Here is an 18,208-nt window from a genome sequence, read left to right on the forward strand (position 1 = left end):
CAGCCATTCGGCTGTCCGGATTTTAACCTATGTACAGTCTCCTCCCTCTCCTTACCGCCGTTAACCGCGATACTCGGCCGGCGTCATACCCGCGTGCGACTTGAACGTCTTGATGAAGTAGCTTTGGTTGTCGTAGCCAAGCCGGTCGCAGATCTCTTGAACGGTATGTCTCGTTTGGTCCAGCAGCTCCTTGGCCCGCTCCATTTTTGCGCGGGTTACGTATTCGATGAAGGTTTGCCCGGTCTCCTTCTTGAAGAAGCGGCTGAAGTAACTCGGATTCATATGGAGATGAGCCGCGACTTCATCCAGTGTAATCCTGCGGCCCAGATGCAGCGCCACGTACGTGTACGCCTCGGCAATCTCCCGCCGTCTGCCTGCGGCAGGCACCTCCTGTCTGGCGGCGATATACGTGCGCAAATGCGCCTTCAGCCAATCGAACAAATCGCGAAGCGTGTCGAATCCAGTCAGTTCCTTGTGCAGCGTCTCCGCCGTAGCGAAGGACGACAAGCAGAGCATGGCGCGAAGCTTCAAACGCAGATCGATCAGCAGCTTCAGCACCCAGTCCTTGACCTCCTCGGAAGGATGGCGGCGAGCCAGCAGCCGACTCCGCCATTCGTCCGTCATCGCGGCGATCCGCCGCTCGTCCCTCGCGAGCAGCGCTTCCCTCATCTCGGCTCCCGCCCGCTCGTAATCGTCGAATAACCCGCTTGTCACGGCGAAGCCCGGCTCCCATTTGGCAATCGCGCCCGGGGCTAAATAGAACCGCTGTTCGACGCCCCCGATTAGGCCGGTTAGCGCGACCTTGAGCTTCTCGGGCGTATGGCAGCCGCTGCCGACGAGGAACGACATCCGGATTTTCAGCACGCGCTCCAGCGACCGTCCGATCACGCGCAAGCTTTCCTGCACCTGATCCACAACGTTGGTCTTGATCCCCGGCATGAAGGCGAAGAGCAGCAATGATTGCCGCTCGTTATAGCCGACATGCACGACATGCAGCGGCAGACCGCGCACAAGCTCCCCCAAGGCATTGTTCACGGCGAACGCGAGCGTCTGAGCGGATGCGAACCGGTGCCTGACGCCGCTATAGTCGTCCAGGCACCCGATTACCGGGAGGCAATGACCGCCATCTCGCAGAAGCCCGTAAGCGCTCAGTTCCGTCTGCCAATAGTCGGCGGACAGCATCGGCTGTTGAATAAAGTCGCGGAACGTCTTCTCCTTGCGGAGCGGGCGCGTCTCGTCCGCGAGCTGCTTCATCTGGTCCTGCTCCCGCATCCATTGGCGTTCCCCGTCCAAGCCGCGTTTGAATTTATCGAGCACCTGCATAAGATCCTCCGGCTCAAGCTGATCCTTCAGCAAATAATCTTGAATGCTTAATCGCATCGCTTCGCGGGCATATTCAAATTCGCTATGGCAGGATAAGATGGCCACGCGCATCGACGGGTTCATGCCTTTCATCTTCGCAGCGAGCTCCAGTCCGTCCATCTTCGGCATCCCGATATCCGTAACCAGGATATCCGGCGGATCAGTCTGCGCGGAGGCCCAGGCTGCCTCGCCGTTCTCGTACATGCCGTCCAACCGGAGTCCGCACGACGCCCAATCGACCGCCTCGGACAGCAGCTCCAGCACCGGATAGTCGTCGTCGACCAGCATGACCTTATACATGTCAATTTCCCTCCTCCGAAAGCGGAATATTCAACCTGATTCGCGTACCGCGTCCCGGCTGGCTGTCGGCTTCGATGCGAATGCCTTCTCCGTACATCATCCGCATCCGTTCGGCCACATTGGCCGCGCCGATCCCGGCCATTCTGCCCGCGCCTCGCTCTTGTCTCCCGTCCAGGCCGTCTGCTTCCCCGTCGAAGCCGGCGCGAAGGCGCCGCAGACCGGCCACATCCATGCCTGCTCCGTCGTCCTCGATCGTCAATTCGAGCGTCTTTGCTTCGATCTCCGCCCGCACGCGAATCGTGCCGGCACTACGGTTAAGGCCGTGAATAAGCGCATTCTCCACAAGCGGCTGAAGGATGAAACGCGGCACCCGCACGTCGAATACGCCTGGATCGGCCTCCACGGCGAGGACGACTTCCTCTTTCTGCCTGGCGTTCATCAGGTCCACGTAATGGGCAAGCAGCTCGAATTCCTCGTGCAGCGTAATCGCGTCCTCTTCCCGGCTGATCGTCATCCGCAGCAGTTTGGACAGGGAGGCGATCATCTTCGCGCTCTCCGCATCGCCGCCGCGCATCACCTTCATACGGATGGAATTCAGCACGTTGAACAGAAAATGCGGGTTGATCTGCGCCTGCAGCATGGCAAGCTCCGCCTTGCGCTTGCGCGCTTGGGTGCGAGACACCTCCGCGAGCATCTCCTTGATGCGGTCCAGCATCTGATCGAACAGAAACCCGAGCCGCCCGATTTCATCCGAGCCTCTAACGCCGGAGCGCACCTCGAGATTGCCCCGCTGCACGGCGGACGACACCTTCCCGAGCTTGATCAACGGCTTCGTAAACGCTCTCATAAAGATCAGCAGCAGGAGCAGGAAGAAGAAGAAGGATACCAGCTGAAACACCAACACGCGCTTGAAGATCGCGCTAATGTTCAGAATCGCCGTCTCGTACGGCTGCGTCGCGACGAGATGCCAATCATTGAACGACAGCTTCGCGCTCGTCAGCAGCATCTTCTTCCCCTGGTCCCGGATGACGCTCGAGACGGGCGCAGCGGCGTGACTGTCCAGACGCCCCCAATAATCGAACGGGACGTTAATCCGTGCCTTCGGCGATGACAGCACCTTGCCCTGACCATCCACGAGCACTACGCTCTGACCGCTCGTCAAGCCGTCGAATATCCGGCTCACCTTCGTCTCCATCATCGTCACGACGACGTAGCCGTAAATACGCGAGCTGTCCAGACGCAGCGTGCGCGCGACCGAAATTTGATACGGGCTGTCCGGTCTGTCGTACGGGAACATCGTCGGCCGCGGACCGACCCAGAACGATTGAAGCCCGCTCAATGCCTTCAGCTCATTGAACCAAGGCTCCTTCAGGTAGATCAGCGGATCCACCTCGTCCTTCGAGTAATTCGTAAACGTAATGCCATTGGTCAAAATAACGGTAATGTAGCTTTTCTCCCCGAGCACGGTCACGCTGTCCAGCTGCTGCAGCACGCGGTTCGACGCGGTGAACCGGCCGTAGTCATCGGATGCGTCCGACGGCTCGCGCACCAGCTGCTTGAAGTATGCGTTCATGTCCGGGTTGACTTGTATGAAGTTCAGAATGTTCAGCATCCCCTGGAACACGTTGTCCACGGTGCCGTTGACGAGCCTCATCGCATCGACGGCGTTGTCGCGCGCCTGCCGTTCGACCGCCTGCTGCGTCAATGCGTTATAGCTCAGCATCGTCAATACGGCGGGCACGAGAATGCAAATAACCGCAGCGAGCGATAATTTGGCCCTTATGGTACGAAATGCAGACGTTTGAATGAGCCGGTAGATACCCAATGCGCCAATGCCCCCTTCAACAGGAAAAAGGGGGACGGCTTGGCGTCCCCGTGAAACTAATTATAGCGAAGCCGAACTTCGCGAGGGAATACGTTACTTTTTGTTCGCCGCGATAATCTCGTCGACGCGCTTCTGCGCGTTCGCCACCGCCTGGTCGATATCCTGGCTGCCGAGAATCAGCTTCTCATATTCTTCGTTGATGGCTTTGTACACCTCGGCCTGATAGGACGTCGGCGCGATGATTTGCGAGGCCTTGGAGTTCATCAGCGTGGAGACGAGCGAAGCTTTGTCGACGAGCTCCGGATTTTTCGTGCCGCTCAGGATCGTATCGATTATGCCTGCGACCTGCTCGCTCTTCACGCCGTTCCACGCCGGAATGTTCTTGCCCTGCACGATCTGACCTTCGGTCGTATACCAGCGGACGAAGTCGTACGCTTCCTGTTTGTGCTTGGATGTCTCCGACACGGCTACGTAATCGGTCGTCACCGGCGTCAGCCCGGTCTCGTCCTCCTTGTTGTTCTTCGGGAACGGCGCGACCGCCACATGGAACGTCAGCGGCACCTTGTCCGTGCCGCCGATCTCCGTGTTCATCCACGAGCCGATCGTCAGCATGCTGGCCGACTGGTTGAAGAATTGGTTGCGATAGGCAAGCTTCTGCGAAATCATGTCGGCGTAGGGCACCGAGGATTGGTCCTCCTTCTCCATCCGCAAGCGCAGCTCGAGCGTAGCCCGGAAATTCGGATCGTCCAGATTGGACGTGCCGTCCGGCTTGAGGAACTCGGCGCCCTCCGGCTGATTCTCCATCTTCAGCTTTAAATATTCCATCCATCCGCCATTCTGCGGACCGTGAAAATAGGTGCCGTACCGTTTGTTCGCGCCCTCGCCCTTGGTCAGCTTCTTCGCGTAGTCGGCATAGTCGTCCCATGTCCAGTCCGTCGGGACGGCAAGCCCCGCTTCGTCCAGATGGTCTTTGTTCAGCAGCACGTACCAGGGGTTGAACTTGCCGGGCAGCGCATAAACCTTGCCGTTCAATCGCGTGTCCACCTTGTAATCTTCTTCCGGCTTGTAGCCTTCCTTGGCGATAAAATCGTCGAGCGGCGCCGCCATGCCGAGCGCGACGCGCTGCGAGTAGCTCGCCGCGTCGCTGAACATGAGCACGTCGATCTGCTCGGAGGAAGCCGCCGCCAAATCCAGCTTCTTCGTCGCCTCCATCGTGTCGCCCTTCTCGCTTAATTGGACCAGCTCGATCGTCACGCCCGGATGCGCCTGTTCGTAAGCGCCGAGCGTCGCCTTCCAGTTGTACGCCTCCTCGGTGCCGTAGGTATACAGGCGAAGGTTAACCGCCTCGCCGCTCTGCCCGCTATTGCCGCCCTTGTTCGTTCCCGCGTTCGCCCCGGCGTTCGTCCCTGCGTTGGAGTTCGCGTTCGCATCCGCATTCCCGCTGCCGCCGTTGTCGGAATTACCGCAGCCTGTGAGCAGTCCCGCGAATAAAGCGCTTACAGCAAGCCCGGCGACCCATCTCTTTTTCATGTCGATGCCTCCCTATTCTGGTTCATCTTCGCATTGTCCTAGCTTCATCATAATCAAGCCGCATGGGCAAAGGATGAAACGATTTTGACTTCTTTGCAATTATTTCGACCTTTCTTCGGTCTGCCGGGCGGCGCATTAGCCCTTGACCCCGCCGAGCGCGATGCCTTCGATGACGCTTCTCTGCCCGATGACGAACACGATCAGGAGCGGCAGAATCGCCGACACCGCGGCGGCCATGATGAGCGAGTAGAATTCGCCGCTTAAGGACGTGAACTTCTGCATCGCCAGCGGGATCGTGAACAGCCGGTCGCTGCGCAGGAAGATCAGCGGCCCTTGGTAGTCGTTCCAGGTCCAGATGAAGCGCAGGATGGCATAGGTCGCCACGGCCGGCTTCACGAGCGGGAGGCCGATGTTCCAGAAAATGCGGAGGTGGTTCGCGCCGTCCATTTTGGCCGACTCGATGAACTCCTGATGGATGCCCATGAAGAACTGCCGAAGCATGAACGTGCCGAGCACGCTGAAGCTGCCAAGCAGTATCAAGCCCAAATGGCTGTCGAACAACCCGATCTGGCGGTACAGAATGAACTGCGGAATCAAGATCGCCTGACTCGGCACCATGTACGTCGCCAACACGACGAGAAAGACGTAGTTGCTCCCTTTGAACCGGATTTTGGAGAAGCCGTATGCCGCAAGCGCGGAGATGAATGCCGAGATGATCGTCGTGGTCACCCCTACCTTCACCGAGTTGAGATAATACTTCCAGAACGGATAGTCGCCGGCCCACACCTCCCTGTAATTCGCGATCGCGTTCCACTGCTTCGGAATCCATTCCACCGGATAGACGAACACACCCTTCTCGACCTTGAACGACGTCGCCAGCATCCAGATGAACGGCAGCAAGAACAGGATGCTGACCGCGAACATGATGACCGTGAGCAAGCCTTTGCGCCAATCCAAGCCTCCGCGTCGGTTCAACACGCGCCAATCCCCCCTTCTAATAATTGACCCATCGCTTCTGGGCGATCCATTGTCCGAACGTGATCAGCAGCACGAACAGCAGCAGCACGACCGCGATCGACGACGCATACCCGACCTTCAAGTTAACGAATGCCGTGTCGTACAAATACCAAACCATGAGCGAGGTGGAGCCGATCGGCCCGCCTTGGGTCATGACCGCGATAATATCGAACACCTTGAACGTCGCGATCACGCCGGTCACGAGCAGGAAGAACGACGTCGGCGACAAAAGCGGGAACGTGATCCGGCTGAACTTCGTCCATCCGCCGGCCCCGTCGATCGCCGCAGCTTCGTACAAGTCCGCGGGAATCGACTGCAAGCCCGCGATGTAAATGATGAGATTGAAGCCAATCGACGTCCAGACGACGATCATCATGATCGAGACGAGCGCAAAGTTCGGATCGGCGATCCACATGGGCGGGTTGTCGACGCCGAGCGCGCGCAGCATCTGATTGATCGGACCGTACGAGGGCTGGAACAAGACCTGCCAGACGACCGACACCGCGACGATGCTGGAGATATAGGGCATGAAGTAGGCCACCTTGAAGTAGCTCTTCGCCTTCGCGTACACATGACGGTCGATGATGATCGCCAGCGCCATCGAGATCAGCATATAGACCGGCACGGCGAGCAGAAACAGGATATTGTTGCGCACCGAACGCAGGAAGGCCCCATCGTCCAGCAGCCGGCTGAAATTGCCCAAGCCCACCCAATCGATGCCGCTCCAGCCTTGGACGAAATTCCAGTCGGCGAAACTGAGCACGATCGTGGCCACGATCGGAAGCAGCACCAGCGTAAACACGCCGATCAGCATCGGGCTAACGAACAGCCAGCCTGCTACATTCTCGCTGGCAGCCAGCGACCGCGGCCGCGTCCGGGCAGCTTGCCTGGGCGGAGCCGTGCTGACGGACACCGTCCTTTTATTCATGAACATACACCTCATTTCGCAGCGGAGTTGTCCTTATTATAGTGAATCCGGCGTTGTCCGCGATGACGGTATTTTGATCAGTTTGGCGCTTATCTTGACTTCTTCCGGTCGAACAAAAAAGACGGCCAACGGCCGAAACGACCGCAAGATCCGTCTTCCTTGAATGAATGCTATCCCGCCGATACATTCGGCTCGTGGTCTTCCTTGTACCGTTCGATCACGGCCGCGATGGCGTCGATGCTGATCGGCTTGCTTATATATTCGTCCATCCCCATCGCCAAGTACTTCTCTTTGTCGCCTTTGATCGCATGCGCCGTCACGGCGACGACGACCGGGATCTTCTTGCCGGCTTGCGATTCCTTGATGAGCCTGCTCGCCTCGAGTCCGTCCATAATCGGGAGTTGAATGTCCATGAATACGATATCGTACGGGTATCGCTGATGCGCCTCGACCGCTTCGCGGCCGTCGGAGACGACGGTTGCCGTATACCCCAATTTCTCGATCATCCGTTTCAGCACGATTTGGTTGACCTCGTTGTCTTCGGCGATCAGAATTTTGAGCGACTGGTGCGTAAGACTGCTCTCCTCGTCTGCCTGTTCGCCGTTCGCGTTCTGTCCCGAGGACGTTTGAAACCGCACCGTGAAACGGAATGTAGAGCCGGCCTCGCCCTCCGTCGACTCGTACCAGATCCGGCCGCCGAGCAGCTCGACCAGCTTTTTGCAGATTGCCAGACCGAGTCCCGTGCCCTCGACAGAGCGGGACATGAAGGAATCGACCTGATAGAACGGCTCGAACAGATACGGGATCTTCTCTGGCGGCACGCCGACTCCCGTATCGCGGACCGCGAATTCGAGCGTCACCGCATCCTCCTGCCGGCCGGCTTGACGCACCGAGATGGCGATCGCGCCGTTTGGCGTGAATTTCAGCGCGTTGCTCAGCAGATTCATCAACACCTGCCGCAGCTTCATGATGTCGCCGAAGACGCACTCCGGAACGGACGAGCTGACGGAGGTGGAAATATCCAAGTTTTTCTGCATCGCTTTGGGCAAAAACATATTCAACGTGTCCAGCAGGACGTCGCGCACCTTAAAGTGGCTCTCGACGAGCTCCTCCTTGCCGGATTCGATCTTCGAGAAATCGAGAATGTCGTGGATGATCGTCAGCAGCGTCTCGCCGCTCTTCTTGATAATCTGCACGTATTCGCGCTGCTCGGCGTCCAGCGACGTCTCCATGAGCAGGTCCGTGATGCCGATGACGCCATTCATGGGCGTGCGGATCTCATGACTCATCATCGCCAGAAAATCGCTCTTCGCCTTGTTCGTTTTCTCCGCGGCTTCCTTCTCGATCATCAGCTTCTTCTGTTCTGTCATGTCCTTGGCAATCAAATAGAAGCCGACCGATTTGCCGTGAATGATGATCGGCGCGAGCGTACACAGCACTTCGACGGCGCTGCCTTCCCGGTTCAAGACGAAATTCAAGCTCTGCTCAACCGTCTGATAGTCCGACTTCATCCCGAAGATGCGATCCAGATTGGCTTGGCCGATCAATCTTGCGATGCTGGAGCCGATCAGCTCGGGGATCGTGTAGCCGGTCAGTTGCTCCGCCATCTGGTTCCCGTTCATGATCCTGCCGTCTAATCCGAAGGAGATAATGGCGTCATGATTGTACTTCTTCAGCGACGTGTAGCGTTCAATGCTTTCCTGCAGGCTCTGCTCGGCGATCTTGCTCTTCGAGATATCGACGACCTGTAAAATATAGAACAGCGGCTGGCCGGTATGCTCTTCTCTCGCCAGCGAAATTTGGGCCGATGCCCAAATGGTCCTGCCTTCTTCCTTCGTATAGGTAATCTCGATTTCGATCAGCGACTTTTGGCCGTCGATCAATCGGGACAGCAGCGACTCAAGCCCATCCGGCCCATCGCCGCTCAGTAACGTCTTCGGATCTTGGCTGACGATCTCCTCCTCCGTGTAGTCGAAGATGCGGCACGCGGACGAGTTGATGCTTAGCCACTTATAATCCAGCGAGATAAACGCGATGCCAATCGGGGAATGATGGAAGACGTGATCGAAGAGCGCACGATGACCAATGTTATGTATAGGATTCAACTGCATTAGACTTACAGCCCCTTCCAGGTGATAGGCAGAGAAATATAGTTATTTACCCGGCTCAAGCACATGCGAAACATCCCCAACAAAAAAAGCCCTCGCGGGCTTTATTTTGACGATTCCAGGGGAGCGAACGGTGAGATGAACGAAACGCCGGTCACCCGGTTGCGTCCGGCCGCCTTGGCGGCATACAAGGCTTGGTCCGCCGTATCGATAAGGAAAGCCGATTCGCCGATCTCCTCGGCTGGCCATATCGCCGTGCCGATGCTGACGGTGACGATGCCGGCCGCCGCCCGCTCATTGGGCACGGCGAGCGATTGGATTCCCGCTCGGACCGATTCCGCGAATGCGGCCGCCTCCTCCGGCGAAATCCCCGTCATGATGCAGGCGAACTCCTCGCCGCCGTAACGAGCCGCGCAAAACTCTTGCCCCTCGGCTAATCCGCCGAGAATATCCGCCACCTGCTTCAAGCAGGCGTCGCCCGCCACATGTCCATACGTGTCGTTGAACGCCTTGAACGAGTCGATATCCATCATCATGAGCGTTAGCGGTGTGCCTCGCGCGCGGCAGCGCTCGCGTTCTTGGTCCAGCTGGCTGTCGAAGCTTCTCCGGTTGCCCAGCCCGGTCAGTCCGTCGAGGTTGGAGAGTCGCTCCAGTCTACGGTTCGCTTCGATCAGCTTCTCCTCCGCCTGCTTCCGCCGGCTGATGTTGCTGACCGAGACGACAACCTCATGCACGCGTCCCTCTTTGAAGACGGGATTAAACGTCGAGAAGAACGTGAATCGGCCGTGGCCGTATTCGCACTCGACGACCTGTCCGCTCCAAGCGAGCGCGTATTGTTCGCGCATGAATTCCAGCAGCGGTGGCGGAGATGACGCTTCGAGCGACTGGCCGATCAGTTCCTGCGGGGTGACGCCGATCTCCTTTAGCATTTGGCCGTCCGCCAGCGTGTAAATGAAATCGTCCCCGATTTTTTTATATTTCAGGACAACGCCGTGCTGAAAGTGGATCGTATCGGCCAAATCGCGCTGCAGGGTCAAAATTTGCTCCTCGTTGCGTTTTCTTCGCGTAATATCGCGAATGATGCTGCTGTAGTATCGAACGCCCGACGCTTCCCACATGCTGTACGACAGCTCGATCGGAAACACGGTGCCGTCTTTACGCCGTCCGAACGCTTCGACCGTATTCTGCTTCGCCCGCACATGGTCCAAGTGGTTGATAAAGCGGTCAATCCGCTTCAAATAAAGCTTGCGGCGCCGCTCCGGGATGAGCATGCCGATCGGCTGACCGATCGCCTCCTCTTCCGAATAGCCAAACGTGCGGCTCGCGCCGTAATTCCAGGACACAATATTCAACTCGCTATCCGCGATTACGATGCCGTCCTTGCTCGAATCGACGATCGAGCTAAAGCGCGCTTCCGACTCCAGCAGCGCCAGCGCCATGCTGATGCTGGGCGTCAGATCTTCGACGAACTTCATGACGCGGGCGTTAAAGAAGTTGGGCGTGGAGGAGCCTAAATTGAGCAGCGCGATCACTTTATTTTTATAACGGATCGGCACATGGATCGAGGAACGCCCCCCTCGTTCGTAAATCCCGCCCTCGAGCAACCCTTTGGGCTGACGCACCGTCCAATCGGGATAGAGCGAGGATTGCCCGGCAAGCGCCCGTTCGAGCGCCTCGATATCTTCGACCGATACGCGGCTGCCGATGCGATTGTATTCGCCGCCGCTCAGCAGCCCGACGAGATGATAACGCTGCTCGCGGATGGCCACGATGCTGCCCATATCCGATCGGAACAAATCGTTTAATTCGCGGAGCGTCTTCTCATAGACATCGTTCACATTGTCAATGTTATGGAAGGAGTGGATCATATCATACAGCTTCTTATTGAGGAAATGCCGGTCGTATGTGTTTTTCAGCAAATAAATACAGCCGAACATGAATAAGCTCCCGATCACAAAAAAGATCTCCATCATCCAAAGCTTGCTCAATGCTATGCCGTTGACCTGAAGCACGTAGCCGTAGAACAATCCTGCGAATAGCATGACCGTCGACGTATTGAGCATCCACAACTTCCAATAGCTTCTGATCCGCTCGGCCGCGATGCCGGACAATAGTCCGATCAGCATGACCAGCGCGGCCGCCGAAGCTGCTTGGGGCGTAAAGCCGTCGAACACGACGAACCTCCCCATCGACACCAATCCGGCGGCGAGCAGCGAGCTTCGCAAACCGCCGAAGTACGCGGCGAGCAAGATCGGGATGAGCCGCAAGTCCAGCCAAACCGAAGGCGCGACCTCCAGACTGAACAGCAGCATCAGGATGCCGAAAAAGGCTTGGTAGACGCCGATTAGCGCACGCATACGCCATGTCGTTTTGAACCGGTCGGGCAAGCGCTTGAAGACGAACATGCTTAAGAATAAGGATGCGGTTAGAATGAAAAAGTCCGCGACGAAAAAAGATACCATCACATGCCCTGCCTTTGGGTTCTGGTTGTCTGGCGATTCCGGAACAAGCTAATAGCTTCTTTATCGGTCTGGATTGGGTTGAAATTTAGCCTTTTGGTAAAAATCGCTCCCCCCACCCCCCTCCGCCGAGGGGGCTCCAAAGGGCTTTGCCCTCTGGACTCCCTTTTCGTGCTTATGCGGTGGGTGGTGGGCGGCGGTTGCTTTCGAGTAGGCACGCTTTTGTCCTTGCGGACAAGGCTTACGTTGAGGTCGCTCCCCCCACCCCCTCCGCCGAGGGGGCTCCAAAGGGCTTTGCCCTCTGGACTCCCTTTTCGTGCCTATGCGGTGGGTGGTGGGCGGCGGTTGCTTTCGAGGTGGGCACGCTATTGTCCTTGCGGACAAGGCTTACGTTGAGGCCCTCCCCCCACCCCCTCCGCCGAGGGGGCTCCAAGGGCTTTGCCCTCTGGACTCCCCTTTCGTGCTGACACGGTGGGTTGTGGGCGGCGGTTGCTTTCGAGTTGGCACGCTTTTGTCCTTGCGGACAAGGCTTACGTTGGGGCCCTCCCCCCACCCCCTCCGCCGAGGGGGCTCCAAAGGGCTTTGCCCTCTGGACTCCTTTTTCGTGCTTATGCGGTGGGTGGTGGGCGGCGGTTGCTTTCGAGTTGGCACGCTTTTGTCCTTGCGGACAAGGCTTACGTTGAGGTCGCTCCCCCCACCCCCTCCCCCGAGGGGGCTCCAAAGGGCTTTGCCCTCTGGACTCCCTTTTCGTGCTTATGCGGTGGGTGGTGGGCGGCGGTTGCTTTCGAGGTGGGCACGCTATTGTCCTTGCGGACAAGGCTTACGTTGAGGTCGCTCCCCCCCACCCCCTCCGCCGAGGGGGCTCCAAAGGGCTTTGCCCTCTGGGCTCCCTTTTCGTGCTTACGTGGTGGGTGGTGGGCGGCGGTTTCTTTCGAGGTGGGCACGCTATTGTCCTTGCGGACAAGGCTTACGTTGAGGTCGCTCCCCCCACCCCCTCCGCCGAGGGGGCTCCAAGGGCTTTGCCCTCTGGACTCCCCTTTCGTGCTGACACGGTGGGTTGTGGGCGGCGGTTTCTTTCGAGGAGGGCACGCTATTGTCCTTGCGGACAAGGCTTACGTTGAGGTCGCTCCCCCCACCCCCTCCGCCGAGGGGGCTCCAAGGGCTTTGCGCAGCATATGCTTCCGAAGTGCGTTTTCCTTGGAAAACGCTCAGGACTCCCGTTTCGTGCTGACACGGTGGGTTGTGGGCGTCGTTTTTTTTTGAGGTGGGTACGCTTTTGTCCTTGCGGACAAAGCTTACGTTCTTGGAGTTGATACTCCAAAAATAAAAAAAACCGCCGGGGCGAGCCGGCGGTTTTCGTTAGGATTTACTCGGATTTTAGTACCCAATCGTCGAGTTTGAAGTCTTTCTTGGCGAGTTTCTCGTCCACGAGGAACGATTTCGTGCCGTCCAGCAGCTTCAGGCCCGGCTCGGTGAACGGCACGTCCTTGATATAGCTGATCGGACTTGCCTTCTTGACGAGCTCGACGGTTGTGCCTTGCTGCTCCGCGATGAACGCGTAGTATTCTTCCTCGTGCTGCTTCAAATCCTCGATCGCCTTCAATCGGGCGGCGTTCCACACTTTCGGGAAATCCGGGAATTTCGCCAAGTAGTCCTCCGACACGACTGTCGCGCTCGTCCCGTACAGCTCGGGATGCTTCGTCGCGTCGTCCAAATGCACGTATCCCGCATCCAGCAGCTTCAGCGCGAACACGCCGTTGTTGGTCATCGCGTCCACGTCGCCGCGCGCGAGCGCGGCTTCGCCGTCGGGACGGAGCATGTGCACGAATTTGACGTCCTCGATCCCTTCGGTCTTTACCAGACCCGCGACGTACCGGTGCATGAAGGAGCCCTTCTGAATGGCAACTGTCTTGCCCTTCAGCTCCTGCAGCGTCTTCGGTCCATCCTTCTTCCCGATGAGATATCCGATCGAGTCCGTCGCGCCCTGCGTAATCAGCCGCGTCTTGGCGCCCGAGGCGCGCGCGAGAATCGCCGGCGTATCGCCAAGGCTGCCCATATCCAGCCGGCCGCTGATGAGCGACTCGCTCTGGTCCGGACCGTTCGGGAATCCGGTCAGCTTGACCTCGGTAATGCCGTGTTTCTTGAGTTCCTCTTGAATGATGCCTTTATAAAAGCCCCAGCCCTCCGCCCCGCCCGGCAAATTCAGCTTGTTCGTACCGATATAGCCGTAATTCAGCACGGCTGGCACGTCGCCGGCCGGTTCGGCCGCAGCCGCCTTGGCTTGGTTGCCATTGCCGGAGCCGCTTGCCGCGGCATTGGAGTTCCCGCCATTATTCGCCGAGCCGCATGCTTGAATGAACGCCAGCGTAAGCAGCACGCCGGCGATGAACGCGGCCCGCCAAGCCGCGCCTCCCCCTTTTCGTTGCGTATGCATGTCTTAGACCCCTCTCCTGTAACGATTCCTGCTCTGATTAGAAGCTCGTTCGTTTCGCCAGTTCGTACATGAAAGCATGGCTTGCGACCGGCTGGCGGCCTCTGCCCCAGCCGACCTTCTCCCGATAGCCGCCGAGCAGCCCTTCGCCTTCGACCTGTGCTTCGCTGATCAGCGTGAGCCCTTCGGAATCCGGCGCGACATACAGCGCGTCCACTGGGCAATACAGCTCGCACATGAAGCAGGTTTGGCAGTCGCTCTGCCTGGCGATGACCGGAATGCCGTCCTGGACGCGGTCGAACACGTTGGTCGGGCAGACATTGACGCATTGGTTGCAAGAGATGCACTTCGTCTCGCTGATGATTTCAATCAACTCGTAACAGCCTCCTTCGTCACGCTCTCCTTCTTCACGTACACGTCATCCAACCCGCCGCTGATCAAACGGTAGTGCTGTCCTTCGTCCTGCGTAGGGAAATCCTCCCGTTTGTGCATCCCCCTCGTCTCGGTCCGGGCGATCGCCGTATGATACATCCAGCGCGCCGTGGCCGTCATCGCCGCCGCTTCGCGGGCTTTGACGCCTTCTGCCGTGCGGGCGACGCTCCGGCCTTTGAGCTCGCTCCAGATTCCATCCAGCCGGCCGATCGATTCGTTCAGCCCCTTCTCCGTGCGGAACAGGTTGATGCTGTACGGCTGCACCTCTGCTTGAACCGCGCGCACCGCCTCCTGCGTGGCGGCCGCCGATTTGGCGGAATTTCCGGCGGATTGTCCTTCGCTGGCGATCGGAGCGGTCGAGAGCCCGACGAGCTTCCGGTCGGCCGAATGGCTGCCCAGCTTCAGCGCGTAAGCTGCCGCGCCTTCGCCGGCGAACGAACCCGAGGACATGGCCCATGCCGCGTTATGGCTGCCGCCGCCAGTGAAGCCGCCGCAGATCAGCTGGCGGGTCGCCGCATCGCCGGCCGCGTATAAGCCGGGCACTTTGGTCGCGCACGTCTCATCCGTGATGTGGATGCCGCCCGTGCCGCGCACCGTGCCTTCCAGCCGGAGCGTGACCGGGAATTTGTCCGTGAACGGGTCGAGGCCCATCCGGTCGAACGGCAAGAAGAAATTCGTCTGACCGACGCGCAGCAGCGGCCGCAGATCTTCGGGCGCCTGATCGAGCCTTGCATACACTTGTCTGCCTGCTTGCAGGTTGCGTGCGATGATCGAGCGGCCTCGCTGGGAACCGGCCCCTTCGACGACGGAGCCATCCTCGTAATAGAAGCTGGCGTATTTGTAATAAGCCGTCTTCGTCACGGAAGAGAACGTCGGCGATATCGCATACGCGTTGGAGAATTCCATGCCCGACAGCTCGGCGCCCGCCTCGGCCGCCAGCAAATATCCGTCGCCGGTCAAGACGTTGCAGCCGAGCGCCCTGCTCAGGAACGCGCAGCCCCCGGTCGCGATCACGACCGCGCCCGCCTGAACGCTCCAAGTTCCGCCGGCCTGCGTGCGCACGCCGGCCGCCCCGCCTACACCGTGCTCGTCGGCCAGGAGCTCCAGCGCCGGCGAGTGGTCGAGAATTTTAACGCCCGCCTTCTGCACGAGTCTGCGCATGAGACGCATGTATTCCGGGCCCTGCAGCCCTCGCTTATAGGGATTGCCTCCATCGTCGAGCGGGAACGGATAGCCCCATTCGCCGAGCTTGTTCATATTCGCGTACGTCCGGTCGAGCACGCGGTCCATCCAGCCATTCTCTGCCAGCTGACCGCCGAGCGCGAAGCGGCTTTGCTTCGCTTCCTCTCGCAGCTTCTCCTCCGGCTTCACATACCAGACGCCCGTGCCCGACGGCGCCGTCGCGCCGCTCGAACCGCAGTAGCCCTTATCCGCGAGCACCACTTTCGCGCCGCCGGACGCCGCCGTGATCGCCGCCCACGTCCCTGCCGGACCGCCGCCGATTACCAGTACGTCGGCCTTCAATTGCAATGCGCTTGCCGCTGCCTTTTCGCTCATGTCCCATTACCTCCCGAATTCGTTATGCATATGGTTCATTGCCGTTGTTGCCTCGTATAGCTTCAGCCCTGGTAGCTGTCTCTCCATCGCAGCCATCTGCGTTCCAGCAGCCGTACCAAGGAATCGATCAGCTTGCCGACGACCGCGAAGAGCAGGATGCCGACGAAGATGATGTCCGTGGCCGCGTTCTGTTTCGCTTCATTAATAAGAAACCCGACGCCCGACCGCGATCCGATCAGCTCGGCGACGACCAGACCGATCCACGAGACGGCCAGCGACAAGCGAAGGCCAAGCAGCAGATGGGGCGCCGCCGAGGGAATCGTCAGCCGGGTCAACCGCCTAAGCGGCCGAAACTCCAGCACCCGAGCGACCTCGAACAATTTGTTATCGGCATTGCGTATGCCCAGATACGTATTCAAGTACATCGGGAAGAACGCCCCGTTGGCGATGATCACGACCTTCGACACTTCGCCGAATCCGAACCACAGAATGATGAGCGGCGCCACCGCCAGGTGAGGCACAAGGCGCAGCAGCTGCACGCTCGGATCCAGCACGTACTCCGCTTCCCGCAGCAGGCCGGTCAGCAAGCCGACCAGCAGGCCGAGCGAACCGCCGATCGCGAAGCCGGTCAGCGCACGCCCTATGCTGACGCCAAGATGATGAAGCAGCTCGCCGGAGCCGAGCAGCCCCGCCAGGCGTTCCGCGATCGCAAGCGGCGTGGGCAGGAATTCGGGCGACGCCAGGCCCGAGCTTCCCGCGTATTGCCAGGCCGCCAGCAGCACGACCGGCAGAATCGAGGCGAGGATCAGGTCCGCACCCGTTCGCTTCCAGTATCCCGGGCGTATCGGCTGGGCTTGCGAAGCGGCGCTCGCCGGCCTCGGGGGTTTGGCCGGCGGCGCCGGCCGCCGCGTATCCAACTCTGCGACGGCATCCGGCCCTGACCGGTATGCGCGCTCACCCGCCGCAGCCGAAGCGACTTCCGCGATGATGGGAAACTGCGGCGCCTCCGCGGCTTCCGGCCGCGATGCGAGATGATTAAAGGACGGCATCCGATCGCGCATCGCTTCGCTTGCGGCGGAACGAATCGCTTCTTCGCCGCTGCTCGCCCGAGGCGCTGCCCGCGCCTGTTCCCCCCCTCCGGCTTCCGCGATCGCGGCCCTCGCCCGCCGGGTCGCAGGTTGCGCTTGTTGAACGGTTTCTCTTGCAGCTGCTTCCGATCCATTGCTCATCCGTACCGCTCCTCTCCCGCTATCCTTTGTAACTGTCCTGCCACCGAAGCAATCGCCGCTCAGCCGCGCGAACGAGGGAATCGCTAAGCTTCCCGACCGCCGCGAACACGAGGATGCCGACGAACACGACCGGCGTATCGCTGAATTGACGGGCATCCGACATGAGGTACCCGATGCCCGAGGTGGAGGCGATGAGCTCCGCCACGACCAGCCCGAGCCATGAGAGGCCGACCGAGAGACGCACGCCCAACAGCACGTTCGGCAGCGCGGCCGGAATGACCAGACGGGTAATGAGCTTCAACCGGCTAAAGCCCAAGACTTTGGCCACCTCGAACAGCTTGTTGTCGACATTGCGAATGCCGAGGTACGTGTTGATGTAGAGCGGGAAAAAGGCGCTCTTGGCGATCAGCAGCACTTTCGATTCCTCGCCGATGCCGAACCATAGAATGAAGAGCGGGACGATCGCCAGGCTGGGCACCATGCGGATCATTTGGACCGTCGGATCCAACACCCGCTCCGTCGTGCGGAATAGACCCACCGCAAGTCCCAGCAGCAGCCCGAGTCCGCCTCCGAGGGCAAAGCCGGACAACGCCCGAACCAAGCTGACCTGCAGATGCTCGGCGAGCGAGCCGGATGCGGCCAGCGAGACGAACGCTTCCGCGATCGTATAGGGCGTCGGGAAGAGCAGCGGCGATATGCGCTCATAATGTCCCAGCACCTGCCAGGCAATCAGCAGCGCAGCCGGGAAAGCGAACCCCAACGCCGCGATCGTGCTTCGTTTGTACGCCCTTCGGCCCGTCAGCGCCCCCGCCTTTGTTCCGATCATCGTTGTTGCCCCCTTTGTCCATTCATGTGACATGGCTTCTTCTCCTCGAACACGGCAAAAAAAACAAAAAGAGACATGCTCATCCGAGTATGTCTCCGTCGATACGGTTGACGATATGGAGATCGCAATGTCTCTTGGAACGCAAGAAGGCCTCTGATTACGTGAATCAGAAGCCTCCAATTGGATTGGTAGACGATATGCGAA

The 18,208-nt window shown here is 59.3% G+C and carries 12 protein-coding genes; all 12 read right to left on the bottom strand.

What is annotated here, in order from left to right; all coding sequences use genetic code 11:
* Window positions 1-60: 60 nt before the first annotated feature.
* Window positions 61-1,662 carry a response regulator transcription factor gene (locus ACFSKT_RS04330; protein WP_377720568.1) on the bottom strand — a complete coding sequence of 534 codons (1,602 nt, stop codon included), beginning with the start codon at window positions 1,660-1,662 and terminating at the stop codon, window positions 61-63.
* Window position 1,663: 1 nt separating this feature from the next.
* On the bottom strand, window positions 1,664-3,487 hold the full coding sequence (locus tag ACFSKT_RS04335) for a cache domain-containing sensor histidine kinase (protein ID WP_377720569.1): 1,824 nt from the start codon (window positions 3,485-3,487) through the stop codon (window positions 1,664-1,666).
* A gap of 93 nt (window positions 3,488-3,580) precedes the next feature.
* Complete coding sequence (locus ACFSKT_RS04340; RefSeq protein WP_377720570.1) at window positions 3,581-5,017, bottom strand: ABC transporter substrate-binding protein; 1,437 nt, start codon at window positions 5,015-5,017, stop codon at window positions 3,581-3,583.
* 135 nt (window positions 5,018-5,152) lie between these two features.
* Window positions 5,153-5,941 (bottom strand): carbohydrate ABC transporter permease, encoded by a 789-nt coding sequence (locus ACFSKT_RS04345; protein ID WP_377720649.1) that lies wholly within the window; start codon window positions 5,939-5,941, stop codon window positions 5,153-5,155.
* A 70-nt stretch (window positions 5,942-6,011) separates the two neighbouring features.
* Window positions 6,012-6,962 (bottom strand): carbohydrate ABC transporter permease, encoded by a 951-nt coding sequence (locus ACFSKT_RS04350; RefSeq protein WP_377720571.1) that lies wholly within the window; start codon window positions 6,960-6,962, stop codon window positions 6,012-6,014.
* Between the two features lie 170 nt (window positions 6,963-7,132).
* Window positions 7,133-9,073 (bottom strand): PAS domain S-box protein, encoded by a 1,941-nt coding sequence (locus tag ACFSKT_RS04355; RefSeq protein ID WP_377720572.1) that lies wholly within the window; start codon window positions 9,071-9,073, stop codon window positions 7,133-7,135.
* Between the two features lie 101 nt (window positions 9,074-9,174).
* Entirely contained in the window at window positions 9,175-11,532 is a 2,358-nt protein-coding gene (locus ACFSKT_RS04360; protein WP_377720573.1) for a diguanylate cyclase, read from the bottom strand.
* A 1,363-nt stretch (window positions 11,533-12,895) separates the two neighbouring features.
* On the bottom strand, window positions 12,896-13,963 hold the full coding sequence (locus tag ACFSKT_RS04365; RefSeq protein WP_377720574.1) for an ABC transporter substrate-binding protein: 1,068 nt from the start codon (window positions 13,961-13,963) through the stop codon (window positions 12,896-12,898).
* A 37-nt stretch (window positions 13,964-14,000) separates the two neighbouring features.
* Window positions 14,001-14,333: a 4Fe-4S binding protein gene (locus ACFSKT_RS04370; protein ID WP_377720575.1), complete on the bottom strand. Its 333-nt coding sequence runs from the start codon at window positions 14,331-14,333 to the stop codon at window positions 14,001-14,003.
* Window positions 14,330-15,949, bottom strand: coding sequence for an FAD-dependent oxidoreductase (locus tag ACFSKT_RS04375; protein ID WP_377720576.1), 1,620 nt, complete (start codon window positions 15,947-15,949; stop codon window positions 14,330-14,332). Before ACFSKT_RS04375 ends, ACFSKT_RS04370 begins: the two co-directional genes overlap by 4 nt.
* A 62-nt stretch (window positions 15,950-16,011) precedes the next feature.
* A complete protein-coding gene (locus ACFSKT_RS04380) occupies window positions 16,012-16,998 on the bottom strand; it encodes an ABC transporter permease (RefSeq protein WP_377720650.1) in 987 nt (328 codons plus the stop codon).
* A 199-nt stretch (window positions 16,999-17,197) separates the two neighbouring features.
* Complete coding sequence (locus ACFSKT_RS04385) at window positions 17,198-18,037, bottom strand: ABC transporter permease (RefSeq protein ID WP_377720577.1); 840 nt, start codon at window positions 18,035-18,037, stop codon at window positions 17,198-17,200.
* Between the last annotated feature and the right edge of the window lie 171 nt (window positions 18,038-18,208).

The sequence above is a fragment of the Paenibacillus xanthanilyticus genome (assembly GCF_042682185.1).
GTDB classification, from domain to species: domain Bacteria; phylum Bacillota; class Bacilli; order Paenibacillales; family Paenibacillaceae; genus Paenibacillus_Z; species Paenibacillus_Z xanthanilyticus.

Excerpts from the sequence above, each read along its gene's own strand:
- ACFSKT_RS04330 (WP_377720568.1), bottom strand. The coding sequence starts at position 1,662 with ATGTATAAGGTCATGCTGGTCGACGACGACTATCCGGTGCTGGAGCTG.
- ACFSKT_RS04340 (WP_377720570.1), bottom strand. The coding sequence starts at position 5,017 with ATGAAAAAGAGATGGGTCGCCGGGCTTGCTGTAAGCGCTTTATTCGCG.
- ACFSKT_RS04345 (WP_377720649.1), bottom strand. The coding sequence starts at position 5,941 with ATGTTCGCGGTCAGCATCCTGTTCTTGCTGCCGTTCATCTGGATGCTG.
- ACFSKT_RS04350 (WP_377720571.1), bottom strand. The coding sequence starts at position 6,962 with ATGAATAAAAGGACGGTGTCCGTCAGCACGGCTCCGCCCAGGCAAGCT.
- ACFSKT_RS04355 (WP_377720572.1), bottom strand. The coding sequence starts at position 9,073 with ATGCAGTTGAATCCTATACATAACATTGGTCATCGTGCGCTCTTCGAT.
- ACFSKT_RS04360 (WP_377720573.1), bottom strand. The coding sequence starts at position 11,532 with ATGGTATCTTTTTTCGTCGCGGACTTTTTCATTCTAACCGCATCCTTA.
- ACFSKT_RS04365 (WP_377720574.1), bottom strand. The coding sequence starts at position 13,963 with ATGCATACGCAACGAAAAGGGGGAGGCGCGGCTTGGCGGGCCGCGTTC.
- ACFSKT_RS04375 (WP_377720576.1), bottom strand. The coding sequence starts at position 15,949 with ATGAGCGAAAAGGCAGCGGCAAGCGCATTGCAATTGAAGGCCGACGTA.
- ACFSKT_RS04380 (WP_377720650.1), bottom strand. The coding sequence starts at position 16,998 with ATGCCGTCCTTTAATCATCTCGCATCGCGGCCGGAAGCCGCGGAGGCG.
- ACFSKT_RS04385 (WP_377720577.1), bottom strand. The coding sequence starts at position 18,037 with ATGTCACATGAATGGACAAAGGGGGCAACAACGATGATCGGAACAAAG.